13 protein-coding genes and 1 other RNA gene are annotated in these 20,870 nt (G+C 66.0%); 12 read left to right on the forward strand and 2 right to left on the reverse strand.

From position 1 onward, the window contains the following. Positions 1-354 precede the first annotated feature (354 nt). On the forward strand, positions 355-1,659 hold the full coding sequence (locus AC1PLU_RS02370) for a glycoside hydrolase family 10-like protein (protein ID WP_481108449.1): 1,305 nt from the start codon (positions 355-357) through the stop codon (positions 1,657-1,659). Positions 1,660-1,770: 111 nt separating this feature from the next. On the opposite strand, the gene AC1PLU_RS02375 is transcribed toward AC1PLU_RS02370, so the two are convergent. Beyond that, positions 1,771-3,399, reverse strand: coding sequence for a GGDEF domain-containing protein (locus tag AC1PLU_RS02375; protein ID WP_115037356.1), 1,629 nt, complete (start codon positions 3,397-3,399; stop codon positions 1,771-1,773). 486 nt (positions 3,400-3,885) lie between these two features. Between AC1PLU_RS02375 and glgA the strand changes: the two genes are divergently transcribed. The 8 genes from glgA to AC1PLU_RS02415 all read left to right on the forward strand — a co-directional run bounded on the left by glgA (position 3,886) and on the right by AC1PLU_RS02415 (position 17,123). Further along, a complete protein-coding gene (gene glgA / locus AC1PLU_RS02380; protein ID WP_006449759.1) occupies positions 3,886-5,469 on the forward strand; it encodes a glycogen synthase GlgA in 1,584 nt (527 codons plus the stop codon). After that, positions 5,466-7,697 (forward strand): 1,4-alpha-glucan branching enzyme, encoded by a 2,232-nt coding sequence (locus AC1PLU_RS02385; RefSeq protein WP_481107599.1) that lies wholly within the window; start codon positions 5,466-5,468, stop codon positions 7,695-7,697. Before glgA ends, AC1PLU_RS02385 begins: the two co-directional genes overlap by 4 nt. Positions 7,698-7,699: 2 nt before the next feature. Next, positions 7,700-9,457: a malto-oligosyltrehalose trehalohydrolase gene (treZ, locus tag AC1PLU_RS02390; RefSeq protein WP_481107600.1), complete on the forward strand. Its 1,758-nt coding sequence runs from the start codon at positions 7,700-7,702 to the stop codon at positions 9,455-9,457. After that, complete coding sequence (malQ, locus tag AC1PLU_RS02395; protein ID WP_481107601.1) at positions 9,454-11,403, forward strand: 4-alpha-glucanotransferase; 1,950 nt, start codon at positions 9,454-9,456, stop codon at positions 11,401-11,403. Before treZ ends, malQ begins: the two co-directional genes overlap by 4 nt. Further along, positions 11,400-14,003: a malto-oligosyltrehalose synthase gene (gene treY / locus AC1PLU_RS02400; RefSeq protein WP_481107602.1), complete on the forward strand. Its 2,604-nt coding sequence runs from the start codon at positions 11,400-11,402 to the stop codon at positions 14,001-14,003. The genes malQ and treY overlap by 4 nt, the downstream gene beginning before the upstream one ends. A gap of 13 nt (positions 14,004-14,016) precedes the next feature. Next, positions 14,017-14,190: a DUF2934 domain-containing protein gene (locus AC1PLU_RS02405; RefSeq protein ID WP_481107603.1), complete on the forward strand. Its 174-nt coding sequence runs from the start codon at positions 14,017-14,019 to the stop codon at positions 14,188-14,190. A 121-nt stretch (positions 14,191-14,311) separates the two neighbouring features. Next, on the forward strand, positions 14,312-16,474 hold the full coding sequence (glgX, locus tag AC1PLU_RS02410) for a glycogen debranching protein GlgX (protein WP_481107604.1): 2,163 nt from the start codon (positions 14,312-14,314) through the stop codon (positions 16,472-16,474). A gap of 16 nt (positions 16,475-16,490) precedes the next feature. Continuing rightward, positions 16,491-17,123, forward strand: a complete 633-nt coding sequence (locus AC1PLU_RS02415) for an NAD(P)H-binding protein (protein WP_481094073.1) — start codon at positions 16,491-16,493, stop codon at positions 17,121-17,123. A gap of 381 nt (positions 17,124-17,504) precedes the next feature. Here AC1PLU_RS02415 and AC1PLU_RS02420 read toward each other — a convergent pair whose 3' ends face one another. Next, positions 17,505-18,281 (reverse strand): SDR family NAD(P)-dependent oxidoreductase, encoded by a 777-nt coding sequence (locus AC1PLU_RS02420; RefSeq protein WP_481107605.1) that lies wholly within the window; start codon positions 18,279-18,281, stop codon positions 17,505-17,507. Positions 18,282-18,451: 170 nt separating this feature from the next. Here AC1PLU_RS02420 and AC1PLU_RS02425 point away from each other — a divergent pair. The 3 genes from AC1PLU_RS02425 (at position 18,452) to AC1PLU_RS02435 (ending at position 20,862) form a co-directional block, all read left to right on the forward strand. Continuing rightward, a non-coding RNA gene (locus AC1PLU_RS02425) (sX9 sRNA) lies at positions 18,452-18,528 on the forward strand. Between the two features lie 243 nt (positions 18,529-18,771). Next, on the forward strand, positions 18,772-20,181 hold the full coding sequence (locus tag AC1PLU_RS02430) for an FAD/NAD(P)-binding protein (RefSeq protein WP_481107606.1): 1,410 nt from the start codon (positions 18,772-18,774) through the stop codon (positions 20,179-20,181). 249 nt (positions 20,182-20,430) lie between these two features. Next, positions 20,431-20,862 (forward strand): VirK family protein, encoded by a 432-nt coding sequence (locus AC1PLU_RS02435; protein ID WP_006448758.1) that lies wholly within the window; start codon positions 20,431-20,433, stop codon positions 20,860-20,862. The last annotated feature ends 8 nt before the right edge of the window (positions 20,863-20,870 follow it).

Here is a 20,870-nt window from a genome sequence, read left to right on the forward strand (position 1 = left end):
GGCATGGCGATGACGGTGGCTGCCAACGATCCGCCAGTGACTGTCGGCCGTTTGCGAGCATCCATCTGCACGATGGCGCCGCCGTTTCGGGCATTGCGTCACGGCAGCTGCGTACCTGACGAAGCGAAGTTCGTGATTCCGATGTTGCGCGCGTCTTCCGGCGGTCGCCATTGCTAGGGTGTGCTTCGTGGGTGGTATCGGAATGTGCTGCATGACGGCAGCCTGACGTAGAGACCGTGCCACGACTGCAGCAGCGCGATGCAGGAGGGATGCGTGAAGAAAACGGCTGAAGAACAAGACAACACGCGTGCAGCGCGGCCTGCCGTGCAGCAGCCGGATCAAGCGCGGCAGGCAATGTCAGCAGCGGATCGGGATGCGGTACCGGTCGGCGGCTCCCCCGGCATTGGTCGGCGGCGCTTTCTCGGTTTGGGATCTGCAGCAATGGCCGCGGCCATCGTGGGCGTTCCAGCCAGCGCAGCCACGCCCGCGAGCGCTCAGATGCGCGCGACCTGGATCACCAGCGTGTTCAATCTCGACTGGCCAAGCGCTGCGTCCGCACGGATCGTCGACCCTGCCGAACGTATCGCGGTACAGCAGCGGGAATTGCTGGCAATCGTCGATCAGGCCCAGGCGCTGCATCTGAATACCCTGGTCTTTCAGGTCAAGCCCTGTGCCGATGCGCTGTACCGCTCGCGCATCCTGCCATGGTCGCCGGTCATGACCGGCATTCTAGGCAAAGACCCGGGGTTCGACCCGCTGGCATTCTTGCTGCGGCATGCGCATGCGCGGGGCATCCAGGTGCATGCCTGGCTCAATCCCTATCGTGTTTCGACCGGCCTGGACCAGGCCACGCTGGATGCGTTTGGCACTGCGTCCAACGATTCGCCGCAGAGCGTGTATCTGCGCCACCCCGACTGGGTGGGTGTGGCGGCCAATCGGCTGGTGCTCGATCCAGGCATTCCGGCCGTGCGTCGCTGGATCTGTGGTGTGGTTGCCGAGCTGGTGGCCTTCTACCGCGTGGACGGGGTGCAATTCGATGACTACTTCTACACCGAATCGGCGCAGTCTCCCCTCGACGATGCACAGACCTATGCCGCCCATGGGGTCGGATTTGCCGACAAAGGGGATTGGCGCCGCGACAACACCTATCGATTGATGCGAGAGGTGGCCAGGACCATTCGCGCGATCAGGCCAGGGGTGGCATTTGGGGTCAGCCCGGCCGGAGTGTGGCGCAATCGCCAGGATGACCCGTTGGGCTCGGACACACAGGCCGGTGCGCCCGCATTCGATACCAGTTACGCCGATACCCGCCGTTGGGTTCGCGAAGAACTCGTGGACTACATCGTGCCGCAGATCTACTGGCCGCTGGCACGCCAGGCGGTGCGCTACGACACCATCGCACGCTGGTGGGCGGACACCGTGCGCGGTCGGCGCGTGCAACTCTATATCGGCATGGCGTTGTACAAGGTCGGCACTGCCAACGCACTGGAGCCGGATTGGACAGTGGACGGCGGTGTGCCCGAGATCGCCCGCCAGCTGGACGTGAATGCATTGCTGCCTGAGGTTGGCGGCTGCATGTTGTTTCGCCAAGGATTTCTCGCTGCGGCCCAGACGCAGCAGGTGGTGGACTATCTCAGGCTGCGTTGGCAGAGCTCTTGAAGCGATTGGCAAGATGCCTGTCCAGCCAATGAGGCGACGGAGGGCGCTGACTCTGCTTGCCCCACGCAGGCGTCGGGTCCGGTGCGGGGACGCACCTGTCGGCACGTGCCGCTAATCCGCGCTGATCACCCGGTTCTTGCCGGCCGACTTGGCGTCGTACATGGCGCGGTCGGCCCGGCGGATCACATCGTCCTGGGATTCGTCGAGATGGCGCAATGCCACGCCGCCGCTGAAGCTGATGAACACGCGCACGTCGTCGTGCAGCAACGAGCGTTGTGCCAGCGCGCGCTGCAGGCGGATCACCGCTGCGCTGGCTTCGAAGATGGTGGAGTCCGGCAACAGCAGCACGAATTCTTCGCCGCCGAAGCGGGCGATGGCGTCGGTGGTGCGCAGCACGGCCTTGGCCACGTCCACGGTGTGGCGCAGCGCGGCGTCGCCGCCGGCATGGCCGTGGGTCTCGTTGAGGCGACGGAAGTCGTCCAGGTCCAGCATCGCCACGCATAGCGGCTGCCCGCTGCGCTGGGTGCGTGCGGCTTCGCGCTGGAACAGTTCTTCGAAACCGCGCCGGTTGAGCGCGCCGGTGAGCTGGTCTTCGCGCACCAGGCCGGCCACGTCCTTGAGTTCCTGTTCGAGCGAGGCGATGCGCTGCTCGGAATCTTCGACCTGGCGGCGGGCCGAGAGCAGTTCGTCGCGTGCGGCCAGTGCCTGCGCCTGCACCCCGGCGGTGTCCTGCAGCAGGTCCTGCAACAGGCGATTGAGGTCCGGAATGCCGCGTGCGTCGCCGATCGCCTGCGAATAACCGGCAACGCGATCATGGTATTCGCCGGTGCTGGTGGCCATGCCGTCCAGCCGGTCGACGAAGGACACCATCATCTCGCGCATGGCGGTCTTGGAGTCGGCGATGCCTTGCTTGAGCAGGCCTTGCTTGTAGATGACCTCGCGCAAGGTGCCGCGCGCCTGTTCGATCGAGCCGACGTCCAGCGGGCCGGAAATCAGTTGCCGCACCACCGAGATCTGGCCTTGCAGCCAGCTGCGGTCGTCGAGCAGTTCGCCCACGTTCTCCAGCAACAGGTCGAACAGGCCGAGCAACAGGTTCTGTTGCTCGCTGGCATCTTCGGCGCGCAGGCCGATCTGGTGGCTCAGCTCGCGCAGCCGCTGTTCCAGCGTGATCAGCTCATGCCCCGGGCGCCAGTGGCGCAGCGCCGAGGCCAGCGTCTGCGCCTCTTCGGCCAGCTCGGGGCTGCGTTGCAGCAGCGTGGCCAGCGCGTTGCCCAAGGCATGCCGCAACAGATCGCGCAGCTGCTCGGCCTCGGTGCGGCCTTCGGCCAGCGAATCGCCGGTGTCGACGGTGCGGATGTACTTGTCGATCAACTGGCGCAGGCCGCGGCCGTAGCCAGGCCAGTCGCCGGCCGCGTAGGCCGCGCTCAGGCGCACGCCCATGTCGCCGAGTTCGCCGTGCAGGCTGGCGATGCCTTCGGCAAACGACAGCAACAGGGCTTCTGGATGCGACGCATGCGAGAACAGGCGTATCAGCAAGGCAGTGGCGGCGGCAGGATCGTGCGCGCCGGATTTGGTCTTGGCCGGCACCAATTGATGCGCCGCCAGGCCTTGCCCGCCGCGCTCGCCGCTCAGCACTGCCGGCAAGGCCGCAGCCGGGCGCGCGCTGTCCGCCCCACCCCAGGGCAACAGGCGGCGCAGCCCGCCACGCGGGCGGCTTGGGAGTTCAGGCTGGTCTGCCATGCGCCAGGGTCTCAAAGTCGTAGTGCTATCGCTCGTTATCGGCGCGCAGGCGGGTGGCTTAAGCGGGCCAGACAGGAGTCTGCATGACCAGCATGCGCGCATCGGCCGGGCAGGGGCGCGACCCGTGCTGCGCGCGTGCGCATGAACAAGTCATACAAGTGACGGCGGGCGCCGCCGAAAGATCGCGCCTGCGGTGCATTGCAGTGCTGGTGCACCGATAGAGGCACGTCAGTGCCCTGCAATGTGCGGCTTATGCCTGCGTGCATGCGCAACCATGCGCAACGGAATGTCGGTTGTCGCAGAAAAGTCAGCACGTATTCACGCATTTTTTATTTGGTCGGGGTGTAGATTCATCCCCAAGGACAACGTGGAGTACGCGCGTCATCCCCGCTCCTCATTCGCAGCAGGTCGCCTGGCCGTAGTGGCAGACGATGGTTTCCGCTTCGCTGTTTTTCCGTCTCCACCCACTTTACGACGGACGTTTAGATGGTTGCCATGATGCCGCTGCACGCTACTACCGCACGCTTAGAGCGAAGCACGATGATCCCTACTCTGAAGAAGAGCGGGCGACCGCGCGATGCACGCGGGCGTTTCATCCGGCACCACGAGCGCCTGCCGGTCTCGTTGGCCGACACGCGTGGTGCGCTGTTCGTGGTGTCGGAGATGGCGGACTTCATCAAGGCCGGCGGTCTGGGCGATGTGGCCGCGGCGCTGCCACGCGCGCTGCGCCACCGTTACGACGTGCGGGTGTTGATCCCCGGCTACCGCGCGGTGCTGGCACGCGCCGGCAAGGTGGAGATCGTCGGCCGGGTGTTGGCGCATGCTGCGCTGCCGGCCTGCGACATCGGCCGCATCGTGCAGTCCGATGGCCTGCCGATCTACATCCTGTTGTCCAAGGAACTGTTCGAACGCGACGGCTCACCGTATGTGAGCACCAGTGGTTCGGAGTTCGAAGACAACGCGATCCGCTTCGCTACCTTGTCGCATGCCGCCGCGCAGATTGCCGCCGGCCATGCGGGATTGGGTTGGAAGCCGCGCCTGCTGCACTTGAACGACTGGCCGTGCGCGTTGGCGGCAGCCTATGTGCGTTGGTCCGGCGGCACCACGCCGTGCCTGCTGACCATCCATAACCTGGCCTATCAGGGTCTGGTGCCGTATTCGATGGCAGCCGCGCTGGGTATCCCCGCCGAGCGGGTGGCCGAGCTGGAGTTCTACGGGCAGATGTCGTTCCTGCGCGGCGGCATCGTGCATGCCGACCACGTCAACACGGTCAGCGTCAGCTATGCCCAGCAGATCACCGGCCCGGCACAGGGCTGCGGGCTGGATCGCCTGCTGGCCGGCCGCGCAGCCAAGGGCGCACTCACCGGTATCGTCAACGGCATCGACGCCAGCTGGGATCCGCGTACCGACGCACATCTGGACGCGCATTTCAGCGTGAATCATTGGCAGGGCCGTCAGGCCAACGCCGCGCAGGTGCGCAAGGCCTTCGGGCTGCGTGAAAGCACCGGTCCGTTGTTTGCGGTGGTCTCGCGGCTGGTGCATCAGAAAGGTCTGGACCTGATCTGCGAGGTCGCCCCGCAGATCGTGGCGGCCGGCGGCCAGATCGCGGTGATCGGCGGCGGCGAGCCGGAGATCGAGCAGCAGGTTGCAGAGCTGACCCGGCGTTATCCCGGCCAGGTCGGTGCCTTTATCGGTTTCGAAGAGGGCCTGGCGCGGCGCATGTTCGCCGGTGCCGACTTTTTGCTGATGCCCTCGCGCTTCGAGCCCTGCGGGCTGAGCCAGATGTACGCGCAGCGCTTCGGCTGCCTGCCGATCGCGCACGCCACCGGTGGCCTGATCGACACGGTGGATGACGGTGTCACCGGCTTCCTGTTCCAGCAGGCCAGTGTGGAGGCCTTGCGCCGCTGCCTGGAGCGCGCCTTCCGCACCTTCCGCCTGCCCAGCCTGCTGTCGGCGATGCGCCGTGCGGCGATGCTGCGCCCCAGCGGTTGGGATGTGGCGGGCAAGAAGTACCTCTCCCTCTACGAACGCACCGCCGCCACTGCGCCCGCGCTTGCGACGGTGTCATGAGCGAACGGTTGGGCGTGCAGGGGCAGGAGACGGAAGCAGCGGCGGTGAGCATGGAAGAGGCGTCCGAAGTCATGCGGTGCGTGCAGGCGCTGGCCGATGGATTGCCTGCCGATGCCTTCGCGGTACTGGGCCCGCACACACAGGCCGACGGCCGCCGCCTGGTGCGCGTGCTGGCACCCGGCGCCGAGGCGATGGGGCTGATCGATCCGCGCGGCAAGTTGTTGGCACGCATGCAGCCCGACGCGATCGAGGGCGTATTCGAAGGCGTGTTGGCGGTGGAGGGCCCTTACCGGCTGCGCATCGTCTGGCCGGATGTGGTGCAGGAGATCGAAGATCCCTACGCGTTCGCCGCCACGCTGGATGAGTCGGTGCTGCTGCAGATTGCCGCAGGCGATGGCCAGGCGCTGCGCAACGCCTTGGGCGCGCAGCATCTGCACTGCAACGATGTGCCGGGCGTGCGCTTCGCCGTGTGGGCGCCGCACGCGCAGCGTGTGGCAGTGGTCGGCGACTTCAACGGCTGGGACCTGCGCCGGCATCCGATGCGCCAGCGGATTGGTGGCTTCTGGGAGCTGTTCCTGCCGCGCGTGGAAGCCGGTACCCGCTACAAGTACGCCATCACTGCCGCCGACGGCCGCGTGCTGCTCAAGGCCGACCCGGTGGCGCGTCAAAGCGAATTGCCGCCTGCCACGGCCTCGGTGGTACCGGGCACCGCGGCGTTTGCGTGGACCGATGCTGCCTGGATCGCTTCGCGCGATGCGAGTGCGGCGCCGGCGCCACTGTCGATCTACGAAGTGCACGCCGCCTCCTGGCGCCGCGATGGGCATGACCAGCCGCTGGATTGGCCGGCGCTTGCCGCACAACTGATTCCGTATGTGCAGCAGCTCGGCTTCACCCATATCGAGCTGCTGCCGATCACTGAGCATCCGTTCGGTGGCTCGTGGGGCTATCAACCGCTGGGCCTGTACGCGCCGACCGCGCGGCATGGCAGCCCGGATGGGTTTGCCCAATTCGTCGACGCCTGCCATCGCGCCGGCATCGGCGTGATCCTGGATTGGGTCAGCGCGCACTTCCCCGATGATGCGCACGGCCTGGCGCAGTTCGATGGCGCCGCCCTGTACGAACATGCCGACCCGCGCGAAGGCATGCATCGCGACTGGAATACGCTGATCTATAACTACGGCCGGCCGGAAGTGACCGCCTACCTGCTGGGCAGCGCGCTGGAGTGGATCGACCACTACCACCTCGACGGTCTGCGCGTGGATGCGGTGGCCTCGATGCTGTACCGCGACTATGGCCGCGCCGAAGGCGAGTGGGTGCCCAACGCGCATGGCGGGCGCGAGAATCTGGAAGCCGTCGCTTTCCTGCGCCAGCTCAACAGCGAGATCGCCACGCGCTTTCCCGGCGTGCTGACCATCGCCGAAGAATCCACCGCCTGGCCGGGCGTGACCGCGCCGATCAGCGAAGGCGGCCTGGGCTTTACGCACAAATGGAACATGGGCTGGATGCACGACACGCTGAGCTATATGCAGCGCGATCCGGCCGAGCGCGCGCAGCACCACAGCCAGCTGACCTTCGGACTGGTCTACGCGTTCTCCGAACGCTTCGTGCTGCCGCTCTCGCATGACGAAGTGGTGCATGGCACCGGTGGTCTGCTCGGTCAGATGCCGGGCGACGACTGGCGGCGCTTCGCCAATCTGCGCGCCTATCTGGCGCTGATGTGGGCGCATCCGGGCGACAAACTGCTGTTCATGGGTGCCGAATTCGGCCAATGGCGCGACTGGAATCACGACCAATCGCTGGACTGGCATCTGCTCGATGGCGCGCCACATCGCGGCGTGCAGCAACTGGTGGGCGATCTCAACGCGGCCTTGCGTCGCGTGCCGGCCTTGTATCGCGGCACCCATCGCGCCGACGGCTTCGACTGGAGCGTGGCCGATGATGCGCGCAACAGTGTGCTGGCCTTCATCCGCCACGATCCCGAGGGCGGCTCACCGCTGCTGGCGGTGAGCAACCTCACCCCGCAACCGCTTCACGACTATCGCGTCGGCGTGCCGCGTGCCGGCGGCTGGCGCGAAATCCTCAACACCGACAGTGCCCATTACGGCGGCAGCAATCTCGGCAACAGCGGTCGCCTTGCGACCGAGCCGATGGGCATGCACGGGCACGCACAACGCCTGCGCCTGACCTTACCGCCGCTGACCACGATCTATCTGCAAGCGGAGAAATAACGATGAACGAGCGCAACGACACCCTGCCGGCATGGGGCGCATGGCCAGCGGGTGAGGGACAGGTGCGCTTTGCGCTCTGGGCACCCGATGCCAAGGGCGTGGATGTGGTCTTCGACGACGGCGTGCGTCGCGCGCTGCACGCCGGGCAGGATGGGTTTTTCACTGCGCTGATCGACTGCGCCGCCGATGCGCGGTATCGCTACAGCGTCGATGGCGGCGAGCCGGTACCGGACCCGGCCTCGCGCTGGCAGCCTGAGGGCGTGCACGGCCCCAGCGCCGTGCAGCCCAGCGATGGCTACGCTTGGCAGAACATCCAGTGGCAGGGACGGCCGTGGGACGAGGCGGTGATCTACGAACTGCACGTCGGTACCTGCGGCGGCTATGCCGGTGTGCAGGCGCAATTGCCGCAGCTGGCGGCGATGGGCATCACCGCGATCGAGCTGATGCCGTTGAGCGCGTTTCCGGGTGCGCATAACTGGGGCTACGACGGCGTACTGCCGTACGCACCGGTGGAAGCCTATGGCACGCCGGACGAATTGAAGGCATTGATCGATGCCGCGCACGGGCATGGCCTGATGGTGTTGCTGGATGTGGTCTACAACCACTTCGGCCCGGACGGCAATTATCTGCACAGCTACGCTGCACCATTCTTCAACGAAGACAAGCCCACCCCGTGGGGCGCGGCGATCGATTTCCGCAAGCCGCAGGTGCAGCGCTACTTTCTCGACAACGCGCTGATGTGGTTGCACGAATACGGCTTCGACGGCCTGCGTCTGGATGCGGTGCACGCGATCACCCCGAACGCCTTCCTGGACACCTTGCGCGAGACCGTGCAGGCCAGTCTGCCGGCCGGTCGCCACGTGCATCTGGTGCTGGAGAACGAATTCAACCAGGCCTCGCAGCTGCAGCGCGGCTACACCGCGCAGTGGGACGACGACTTCCACAACGCCTTGCATGTGTTGCTCACCGGTGAGGAGGAAGGCTATTACGCTGCATTCGCCGATCAACCGACCCAGCATCTGGCGCGCGTGCTGGGCGAAGGCTTCGCGTATCAAGGCCAGCCGGATCCGCGTGGACATGTGCGCGGCGAGCCCAGCGGCGGCCTGCCGCCACACAAGTTTGTGATCTTTGCGCAGAACCACGACCAGATCGGTAACCGTGCGCGGGGCGAGCGGTTGACCGTACTGGTGTCGCAACAACGCCTGCGCGCCGCACTGGCGTTGACTGCGCTGACGCCGATGATTCCGCTGTTTTTCATGGGCGAACCGTGGGGCGCCACGCAGCCGTTCCTGTTCTTCACCGATTTTGGCCCGCCGCTGGACGATGCGGTGCGCGAAGGCCGTCGTCGCGAGTTCGCGCACTTCGCCGCGTTCGCCGACGAAGCGCAGCGCGCCACCATTCCCGACCCGAACAGCCACGCCACCTTCGCCGCATCGCGGTCGCCGATCGAAGACGCTGTGCAAGGCGAGGGCGCGCAGTGGACAGCATGGTTCACCGCCTTGCTGGGCGTGCGCCGCCAATGGTTGGTGCCAGGCCTTGCGCAAGCGCGCGCCGTGGGCGCCAGTGTGCTGGCCGAAGGCGCGGTGACTGCCAGCTGGGAATTGCCGGGTGGGGTGTGGCATATCGCCTTCAACGTCGGCAGCGCTGCAGTGCCGATGCCGCCACTGCACGGACGTGTGGCGCATGCTGAAAACGTCGCTGCCGATGGGCAGCAGTTGCCGGTCGATGGCTTCATCGCCTGGCATGAGGAGCGCGCATGAGTACGCGCGATCTGAGCAGAGCGGATCTGCACACGCTGGCCGCAGCGGCCGGGGTGATGGTGGATTGGGTGGATGCCAGCGACCAGCCGCGGCAGGTGTCCGAACAGTCGCTGCATGCGGTGCTCACTGCGCTGGAATTGCCTGCCGCCACCGCCACGCAACGCGAAGACAGCCTGCGTCGCTGCAAGGCGCAGGCAATCGAGCCGGCACCGCTGTTGACCGTACAGGTGGCCGCGCTATTGCCCGTGTCGGTTGCCCCCAATGCCAGCGGCCGTTGGGTGGACGACAGCGGCGCCAGCGAGCAAGCGCGTGCGGATGCGCAAGGGCAGGTGCGCGCACCGCAGCGTTTCGGTTACTGGACGCTGCAGATCGGCGAGCTGACCCAGCAGGTCGCAGTGGCGCCGCAACGCTGCTTCAGCGTGGCCGATGCGTGCGGATTGCCGGCACCGCGTGCCTGGGGTATGGCGTTGCAGGTGTATTCGGCGCGCAGCATCGACGACGGTGGTATCGGTGACGCGTCCGGCACGGTGGAGTGGCTAAGGCATGCCGCGCTGGCTGGTGCCGATGCATTGGCATTGAGCCCGGTGCATGCCTCGCGCCCGGTCACCAGCGGCTACAGCCCGTATTCGCCCAGCGACCGGCGCTTTCTGGATCCGTTGCATGCCGCGCCTGTGCGCGTGCTGGGCGAACTGGCACTGGATGCGATCAACGAAGTGCCTGGGCTGCGCGAGCGTTTCGATACGCTGCATCACAGTGCATTGATCGACTGGCCGGCGTCTGCGCAGGCCAAGTGGCAATTGCTGCGCCATCTGTACACGCGCGTCGCAGCAGATCACGCTGACCTGGTCGCGTTTCGTACCGAGGGCGGCGCTGCGCTGGAGGGCTTTGCACGCTTTGCTGCGCAGGATTTCGGCGATGGCGATCCGCAGCTGCATGTATTCACGCAATGGCTGGCAGCGCGCAGCTGGTCGGATGCGCAGCGCGAGGCGCACGAGCGTGGCATGAAGATCGGCTTGATCGCCGATCTGGCCGTGGGCTTCGACCCGAATGGCGCCGAAGCTGCGGCTGCCGCAGACACCGTGTTGCGTGGCCTGGTGCTGGGCGCACCGCCGGATGCCTTCAATGCCGATGGTCAGCATTGGGGCATCGGTGCGTACTCGCCCACTGCATTGCGACGCAGCGGTTACGCGCCGTATATCGCGCTGCTGCGCGCGGTATTGCGCGACCGTGGCGGTATCCGTATCGACCATATTCTTGGCCTGCTGCGGCTGTGGGTGGTGCCCGAAGGCGCCAGCTCCAACGAAGGCGCGTATCTGGCCTATCCGCTGCACGATCTGCTCAATCTGCTCGCGCTGGAATCGTGGCGGCATCGCGCTATCGTGATCGGCGAAGACCTGGGTGTGGTGCCGCGCGGCATCCGCGAAGAACTGTCGCGGCGTGGAGTGATGGGCATCGATGTGTTGATGTTCACCCGCGACGCCGATGGTGCGTTTGTCTCGCCGGCGTTGTGGCGGCCGGATGCGGTGGCCACCACCACCACGCACGATCTGCCCACCTTGACCGGCTGGCGCGAAGGCCGCGATATCGATTGGCGACGCAAGCTGGAACTGATCCAGCCCGCGCAGGCCAGCGACGATGCCACCGCGCGCAGCAAGGATCTTGCACGTCTGGATGCGGCGGTCGAACACGCCGGCCTCAGCGCTGCGGACGACCCGCTGCTGGGCGCGCTGCGCTTCACCGCCACCAGCGTCTCGCCACTGGCCCTGCTGCCGGTGGAAGACGCGTTGGCGCTGGAAGAACAACCCAATCTGCCGGGCACCGTCGAGGTCCATCCCAATTGGCGCCGACGCCTGCCCGATCCCTTGCCGCATGCGCGCCTGAGTACGGCGCTGCAGGGCTTTGCCGAGGCGCGTCGCGTCGCGGCCGTTTCGGAACCGCATCCATGATCGATCTTCGCGCCACCGCCCGCCTGCAGCTGCATGCCGGCTTCACCCTGCACGATGCGCTCGCGCAGGTGCCGTACTACACCGGCCTTGGCATCAGTCATCTGTACCTGTCGCCGATCGGCACTGCGGTACCCGGCTCCACGCACGGTTACGACAATATCGACCCGACCGTGGTCAATCCCGAACTCGGTGGCGAAGCCGCGTTGATCGCCTTGTCGCAGGCCGCGCGCGAACACGGCATGGGCTTGATCGCCGATATCGTGCCCAACCACATGGCCACGCACGCGCATAACGCGTGGTGGTGGGATGTCTTGCGTAACGGCCGCAGCGCCAAACATGCCGACTGGTTCGACATCGATTGGCGCGCCCCGGGGCGCGACGGCAAGTTGTGGCTGGCGGTGCTGGATCGCCCGTATGCCACCGCACTGGCCGAAGGGCTGATCACGCTGGTGGTCGAGGACGACGGCAGTGCGGCGCTGGCGCATTACGATCAGCGTTACCCGATCCGTCCGCAGACGCTGGAGGTGCCGGAAAAGGCGGCACGTGCGCAATGGCTGCGCGACTACAACGACGGCGCCAAACGCGGCGATGGCCGCCTGCACAAGCTGATCGAACGCCAGCCGTATCGCTTGAACTGGTGGCGCGTGGGCAACGACATGCTCAACTACCGCCGCTTCTTCGATATCACCTCGTTGGTCGCGTTGCGGGTGGAGCTGCCGGCAGTGTTCGACGCGGTGCATGCGCTGCCGCTGCGGCTGGTGGCCGAGGGCCATCTGGATGGCTTGCGCATCGATCACGTGGACGGGCTCACCGACCCCACCGGTTATGTGCGCAAGCTGCGCAGCCGGCTGGATGCGGCCGGGCGTCAGCGCGGGCTCAAGCCCGGCACGCTGGCCTTATATCTGGAAAAGATTCTGGCCCCCGGCGAAGCCTTGCCGGCCGACTGGCCCTGCGATGGCACCACCGGTTACGACTTCATGGACCAAGTGGGCGGCGTGCTGCATGACGCGGCCGGCTTCAAGCCGCTGGCGCGTGCCTGGCAGAAGGTGAGCGGACGTAGTGGCGATTTCGCCCAGGAAGAACGCGCCGCACGCGACGAGATCCTGCGTGGCCCGCTGCAGACCGAATTCAATCGCGCCGTCGGTGCGTTGTCGGCATTGGCGCGACTGGACCCGCCCACGCGCGAGTTCAGCCCGCAGATGCTGGCGCGCGGCCTGTGCGTGTTGCTGCGCTGGTTCCCGGTGTACCGCACCTACGCCGGTGCCAAGGGCGTGACCGGCAGCGAAGCCGAGCGCTTACGCGCCACCGCCGCGCATGCGCGCGAGGGCATGCCGGAATCGATCGTTGCGGCCGTCGATGCGATCGAGCGCTGGTTGCTCGACGATGCCGGTGCCGATCGCGCGCAGATCGCCTTGCGGCGCATCCTGCGTCGTCGCGTGGAGCAGTTGTCCGCACCGCTCAATGCCAAGTCGGTGGAGGACACCGCGTTCTACCGTCACGGCGTGCTGCTGTCGCGCAACGAAGTCGGTAGCCATCCGACCCACTTCGCCAACGAGGCGGCCGAGTTCCACGCGCAGAATCTCGAACGCGCCAAGCACTTCCCACGCGCCCTGCTGGCCACTGCCACGCACGATCACAAGCGCGGCGAAGACCTGCGCATGCGGCTGGCGGTGCTGTCCGAGCAACCGCGCTGGTGGATCGAGCAGAGCACCCAGTTCGATGCCTTGACCGAGACACTGGAATCGCCGGCATTGGCCGGTGGCGACCAGCAGATGCTGTGGCAGACCCTGGTGGCCGCCTGGCCGATCGGCCTGGGCGCCGATCAGACCGAGCCGCTGGCCGCGTACGCCGAGCGCATTGCGCAATGGCTGCTCAAGGCAGTGCGCGAGGCCAAGTTGCACACCAGTTGGACCGATGGCTCGCCGGTCTACGAACAGGCCGTGCAAGCCACCGTGGAGCAGGTGTTGTGCAGCCGCGCCGGGCTGCCGCTGCGGCGTGCGCTGCTGCGCGCCAGCAACCACATCGCCGCCGCCGGCGCGCGCAATGCGCTGGTGCAAACCGCGTTGCGCCTGACCGTGCCGGGCGTGCCCGATCTGTATCAGGGCACCGAAGGCTGGGATCTGTCGCTGGTGGATCCGGACAATCGCCGCCCGGTCGATTACGCGCAGCGCCAGCAATGGCTGGCGCAGGCGCGCGACTGGAACACGCTGCTGCGCAGCTGGCGCGATGGCGCGGTCAAGGCGCGTCTCACTGCGCTGCTGTTGCAGCTGCGTGCCGAACATCCGGCGTTGTTCGCGCAGGGCGACTATCAGCCGCTCAACGTGGCAGTCAGTGGCGATGCGCAGGTGCTGGCGTTCCGTCGTCAGTACCGTGGCCAGTCGCTGGTGGTGGCGGTCACGCGACTGGGTGCCGGTGACCAGACCGAGGGCGATCTGCCGTTGCTGGTGCCGCCGGCACGTTGGGGTCAGGCGGCGTTGGCATTGCCGCAAGGCACATACCGTAATGTGCTCGATGGCAGCACGTTGCAGCCGCAGCAAGGACGCCTGGCGCTATCCACGCTGTTTGCACGCGCGCCGGTGGCAGTGTTGACGACCCCCTAAGAGAACGTACGCAATGAACGATACGCAACGGCAGGCGCGACTTCGCCAGTTGGCACAGGAGATATGGGAGGCCGAAGGCCGCCCGGACGGGCATGCGGCCCGTCATTGGGCCATAGCCGAGCGCCTGGTGGACGCCGAAGAACGCGCCGCCGAACAGGCCAACCCGCCCGTCACTGCACGTCAGTAACGGTGCCTCTGTCATCTTGCATGGTGCACCCTGCTGGCCGCGCCATGCAGGGTTGAACGTGCACCCGCACGCATTCGTATTCGCTCACTGGTTTTGAGTTCACCGTTTTCAGGAGTTACCGATGGCCACTCGCAAGTTCACGCAACGCTCGCGCATCCGCGAAGGCCGTCCCAATCCGCTTGGCGCCACCTGGGACGGGTTGGGCGTCAACTTCGCGTTGTACTCGCGCAACGCCACCCGCGTGGAACTGTGTCTGTTCGACGAGCGTGGCCGCGAGCAGGAGCGCCTGGCGCTGCCCGAATACACCGATGAGGTCTGGCACGGCTATCTGCCCGACGCACGCCCCGGTCAGTTGTACGGCTACCGTGTGCACGGGCCTTACGCGCCCGATGCCGGTCACCGCTTCAACCATAACAAGCTGCTGCTGGACCCGTATGCCAAGCAGATCGTCGGCGAGCTCAAATGGGCGCCGCATCTGTTCGGCTACACCATCGGCCATCGCGACAAGGATTTGAGTTTCGATCGTCGCGATAGCGCCGCGTTCATGCCCAAATCCGCCGTGATCGACCCGGCCTTCACCTGGGGCCAGGATCGCCCGCCGCAGACGCCGTGGAATCGCACGGTGATCTACGAAGCACATGTGCGCGGGCTGAGCATGTTGCACCCGGCAGTGCCGCCGGAAGATCGCGGCACGTTCTCGGCCTTGAAGACCGACGAGTTGATCGACCATATCAGCTCGCTCGGCGTCACCGCGGTGGAACTGCTCCCCGTGCACGCCTTCGTCGACGATCAATACCTGCTGGAAAAAGGCCTGCGCAATTACTGGGGCTACAACACGCTGGGCTTCTTCGCGCCGCAGGCGCGTTACATGTCCACGCGGACCGTGGCCGAGTTCAAGCAGATGGTGGCGCGCCTGCATCACGCCGGGCTGGAAGTGCTGCTGGACGTGGTCTACAACCACACCGCCGAAGGCAACGAACTTGGGCCAACGCTGTCGTTCAAGGGCATCGACAACGCCAGCTACTACCGGCTGGCCGACGACCGCCGCTTCTACATCAACGACACCGGTACCGGGAACACCTTCGACCTGACCAACGTCGGCGCATTGCGCATGGTGATGGACTCGCTGCGTTACTGGGTGCAGGAAATGCACGTCGACGGCTTCCGTTTCGATCTGGCCAGCATCCTCGGCCGCGAGCGTTATGGCTTTGACCCCTCGGGCAGCTTTCTCGATGCGGTGCGCCAGGATCCGGTGCTGAGCCAGACCAAGTTGATCGCTGAGCCGTGGGATATCGGCCCGGGCGGTTATCAGGTCGGCAATTTCCCGCCGGGCTGGGTGGAATGGAACGACAAGTTCCGCGACAACGTGCGCGCGTTCTGGCGCGGCGACGGTGGGCAACTGGCCGAGTTGGCCACACGCCTCACCGGCTCGGCCGATCTGTTCAACCACAGTGGCCGACGCCCCACCGCCTCGGTCAATTTCGTCACCGCGCACGACGGCTTCACCCTGCGTGATCTGGTCAGCTACGAAGGCAAGCACAACTTCGCCAACGGCGAAGAGGGCAGGGACGGGAGCGACCACAATATCTCGGCCAATTACGGTGTCGAAGGCGATACCAACGACCCGACGATCAAGCAGCTGCGGCGTCAGCAGATGCGCAATCTGCTCGCCACCTTGCTGCTCTCGCAAGGCACGCCGATGCTGCTGGCCGGCGATGAATTCGGCCACAGCCAGAACGGCAACAACAACGCGTATTGCCAGGACAACGAACTGACCTGGATCGACTGGACTGCCGCCAGCAAGGCCGCCGCCGCCGATCAGGCCGCGTTCGTGCGCCGGCTGATCCGCATCCGCCAGCGTTATCCGCTGCTGCATCGCGCACGTTTCTTCGATGGCAAGTTCGATGAAGCGCTGGGCCTGCGCGATCTCACCTGGCTGGCGCCCAACGGCAACGAGATGGACGAAGCCGGTTGGCACGACCCGGAAGCCCGCGCGCTGATGCTGCGCCTGGATGGTCGCTCGCCGACCACCGGCCTGCGCGAAATCGCCGCCAACGTGAGCTTGCTGATGTTGATCAATGCCGCCTCCACCAGCGTGACATTCACGCTGCCGGCGATGCACGACGAACATTGGCGCGTACTGGTCGACACCGCACGCCACGGCGGCCGCGTGGTGGCCGGTGGCAGCGAATGGAAGGCGCCAGCGCACTCGTTGACCTTGCTGGCGGTGGAGCGCGATCGCATCGCCAGCAGTGCGCGCATCGTCTCCGAGGGCGCACGCTGATGGCAGGAGCGCACTGATGGACGTGTTGTTGGCAGGGGCGACCGGTCTGGTCGGCAAACACGTCTTGCAGCAGTTACTCACTGACACGCGCTGCACGGGCGTGGTTGCGATCACGCGCCGGCCGCTGACGCAGATCCATCCCAAACTGCGCAACCAGGTGATCGACTTCGATCGCCTGGACAGCTGGACCGCTCCGCGCATGGAAGCGGCCATCTGCGCCTTGGGCAGCACCATGAAACAGGCCGGCTCGCGCGAAGCGTTCTATCGCATCGATCACGGTTACCCGATGGCACTGGCACGTGCCGCCTGCGCGCAGGGCACCTCGGTGTTCGTACTGAATTCGGCCGCCGGTGCCAATGCGCACTCGCGGATTTTCTACAACCGCGTCAAGGGTGAGCTGGAACGCGACCTGCGCGCGGTTGGCTTTCCTTCGCTGACCTTCGTACGCCCGGGGCTGATCGGCGGCGAGCGCGAAGAGCGGCGTACCGGCGAACATCTCGGCAGTCTCGTGCTGGGCGCGCTCGGCCCGTTGCTGCCACGCCGCTTCCGCATCAACCCGGCCGAACGTATCGCTGCGGCAATGGTAAGCGCAGCGCTGGCACCTGCGCGTGGGGAGCACAGTGTTGAGGCGGCGGAGCTGGTTGGCTAACGCTATCTGGTCGCCTCGTCGAGAGGCCGTCGGATAGAGAGCTGATTTTCCGCTGTTTCGTAGGAGCGCGCTGGCGCGCGATGAGGCGTTACCTATAAAGCTTCGTCGCGCGCCAGCGCGCTCCTACAGATGCGCGTGTAGCGGATCGGCATCGTCGCAAGCACAAATACTCTGCTCACGTCCCCAACGACTGCCCACTATCTACCAGCACCCGCCCGCCCTCGCGAGGGTGCCGCAGATATAGGACTGGCTGTCAGCTGTTTCGTAGGAGCGCGCCTGAGCGCGATGAGGCGTTACCGACAAAGCTCCGTCGCGCGCAGGCACGCTCCTACAGATCCGCGTGCGGCTGAGAGACATGCTCCGCAGGCGCATGTAATGCGCTCAAACCCCCAACGACTGCCCGCCATCCACCGCCAGCACTTGCCCGGTGATCCAGCGCGCTTGCGGCGATGCGAGAAACAACGCCGCATCGGCGATGTGTTGCACCTGCCCGAACTCGCCGAATGGAATGCTGTCGCGGATGCGTGCATACAGTTCCGGTTCTTCATCGCGACGCCGTGCCCATAGTCCGTCCGGAAATTCGATCGAGCCTGGCGCAATCGCGTTGACGCGGATGCGCTCGCGCGCCAGTTCTGCGGCCAGCGTGGTGGTGTAGTAATTGAGCGCAGCCTTGGCGGTGGAGTAGGCGATCGCACGCGGCGTGGGGCGCTGCGCGTTGATCGAGCTGATATTGAGGATCACCGCCGCAGCGCTGTTGCGTAAGTGCGGCAGCGCGGCGCGATTACAGCGCACCGCGGCCATCAGATCCACGTCCAGACCGGCCTGCCAGCTTGCATCGTCATTGCCGTGTCCATAGCCGGAGGCGTTGTTGATCACCACGTCCAGGCCATTCAATGCCTGCGCTGCAGCGTCCACATAGGCCTCGATTTGCACAGCATCCGACAGGTCGCAGGCGAAGGTATGCACCGGCGCGCCATGCGGCGCCAACGCATGTGCGGCGTATGCGAGGCCATCGGCATTGCGTGCGCACAGGGAGACGTGCGCGCCGTTGTGCACGAACGCGTCGGCAATGGCCAGGCCGATGCCACGGCTACCGCCGGCGATCAGGACACGTTGGTCGCGCGGCGCGAGTTGCGGGCGTGCTGCAGGAATGGACATGGCGGGCACTCGATCGGAAACCGGCATTATCGAGCAGCCTGGTCATGACGCAGTGTTCGGCGCCATTGCGGTGTTGGACGTACCATCGCAGGTGCACCCAAAATCCAAGAGCGGCTAACAAAATTACTGCGCTCACCGCCAGACGCGCGCGGCCGGTGCTCGGAATCGGCATGTGCCACCCGTACACTCCGGTTCTGAGCGCGCTGTCCGCATGCCCCCGGCAACTGCTCGCTACATTTTGTCAGCTACTTTCAATTGCGGTGCGCAGCACAGCGCTGCGAGCCACGTGGGGAGCCATGCACCAGCACCTACCTGCGGTCGCGTGCGCTGTCATCTACATGCAATGCGGCGCGCGCGCCGCCTGCGACGCAAGCCTCATCACCAACCATGATCAGCTCATGCGTTTTCGCTTGCTCGCCGCTAACCATTTGTTTACACGTTCGCGCCGCGCTACGGGCACAACGTGCGGGTCATTCAGTGGGAGTTGCACATGGAAACCCATATCACCGTCATCGGTGCCGGCTTTTGCGGTACCGCGCTGGTTCGTGCGCTGGCGCAGACGGCCGACGCGCAGGTCCGCATCACTTTGGTCGGCGTGGCAGAGACTTTCGGTAGCGGCATTGCCTATGGTGCGGCGCGGCCGGAACACTTGCTCAACGTGCGTGCCAAAGACCTGGGCATCGATGCGCAAGCGCCTGGTGCATTCGCAGATACCTTGCATCTTGGCGATAGCGGGCGATTGGAATTCCTGCCGCGCCTGGCCTATGGCGATTATCTGCGCAGCGAGCTGGATACTGCAGTGAGTGGCGCGCAAGCCTCGATCATGCGGCTATCGCAAGAGGCCGTGGCAGTGGAGCGCGCGCGCAAGGGGTTTCGCGTGTTTCTGGCCAATGGCGATGCCTTCCATAGCGACCGCGTGGTGTTGGCGGTGGGTGCGCTGCAACCGCAGGCGCTGGCCGGCATCGGACCGCGCTTGAGCGTGCATCCGCGCTACATCGGGTGGCCGTGGCAAGGCGATGCCTTGGCGCGGTTGTCGCCCGACGATGACGTGCTGATCGTTGGCACCGGGCTGACGATGGTGGATGTGGCCTTGACCCTGCATACGCGCGGGCATCGTGGCCGGTTGGTGGCGATCTCACGGCGTGGGCTGGCACCACAGGCGCATCTGCGCCAGCCGGGCGCGGCGCTGGAATTGCCGCCGCATCTGCAGCGCGCGCTCAAGGACGCCGACCTGCGCGGCCTGCTGCGCGGCGTGCGCCAGCTGAGTGCGGTGGTCGACGATTGGCGGCGCGTGGTGGATGCTCTGCGCCCGCATCTGCAGCCTTTGTGGCAGCGTCTTGAGTTACCTGAGCGTGCGCGCTTTCTGCGTCACTTGCGGCCGTATTGGGAAGTGGCGCGGCATCGGGTTGCGCCGGGCGCGGCGGAGCAATTGGCGCAGCTGCAGGAATCGGGGCAACTGCAGATCGTCGCAGCGCGTTTGCTGCGTGCGCGTTGGGTGCCCGATGGCGTGGAGGCGGTGATCCGCCCGCGTGGTGCTGCCGACGCGCAGACCGGTCACTACGACGCTGTGATCCGCGCCACCGGCTTGGATACCGACATCGACCGCACCAGCGACCCGCTGATCGCCGGCATGCGCGAAGCCGGCCTGTTACGTGCCGATCCGCTTGGGTTGGGTGTGGACACCGACGCGCAATTGCGGGTGCGCGATGGCGCCGGGCAAATCGTGCCGGGGCTGTATTGCATTGGTCCGCTGTTGCGTGGACGGTATTGGGAAATCACCGCCGTGCCGGAGTTGCGCGTCGCCACGCGTGCGTTGGCCGACCGTCTGTTGTTGGGCGCGATGCCGGCGTTACAGCCGGAGCCGGAACATGTGCCGCGCGAGGTCAATGCGCGTTTGTAGGTGGCCGTACCCTCACCCCAACCCCTCTCCCGATGGGAGGGGCTTATCGCTCCTTCCAGCGGGATCTTGATCTGCGCGCGCAGGTATAGCCCTCATCTCGCCATCTCGCGCGGACTTCGCCAAACAGCGCAATCATGCAGCGTGATGCGTAGCGCACTGCACCGGTGCGTACAGGATTAGGTCATGTTGATCGGCCTGGGCTGATTACAGTCCAGGTCGCTTCATCCCCTCGTCCGCCTGGAGTCCGCCATGCCCCGTCTTGCTGCCACTGCCTTGCTCGCCACGCTGTGCGCTTGCGCGCTACCCGCCTGGGCCAGCGAATCGCTCAACACCCGTGCTGAAGTGCTCGCGGCCCTGGAGGCCGGCTATGACGTTAGCCTGACCACCGATCTCGCTCGCTGCACGCCCGAAGAAGGCACCCCGGTCACCCAGACCCGTGGCGGCCGCCATATCGATGCCTATCGCATCACCGAGGACGGCACCGCCGCATTCTCCGGTTCGCACTTCACCGTGGCCAACGACGGCAAGCCGATCCAGCAGTTCATGCGTTATCAGCTGCGTCCGGATGGCAGCGTGCGTTTCACCACCTACATGTACGACCTGCCGGGTCTGCAACAACGTGGCCCGGTGCTGGCCTATCAATGCACGATCAACCAGGGCATCCGCTTCCACGCCGATTGAGCGCGTTT

This window comes from Xanthomonas sp. NCPPB 2933, from assembly GCF_056725225.1.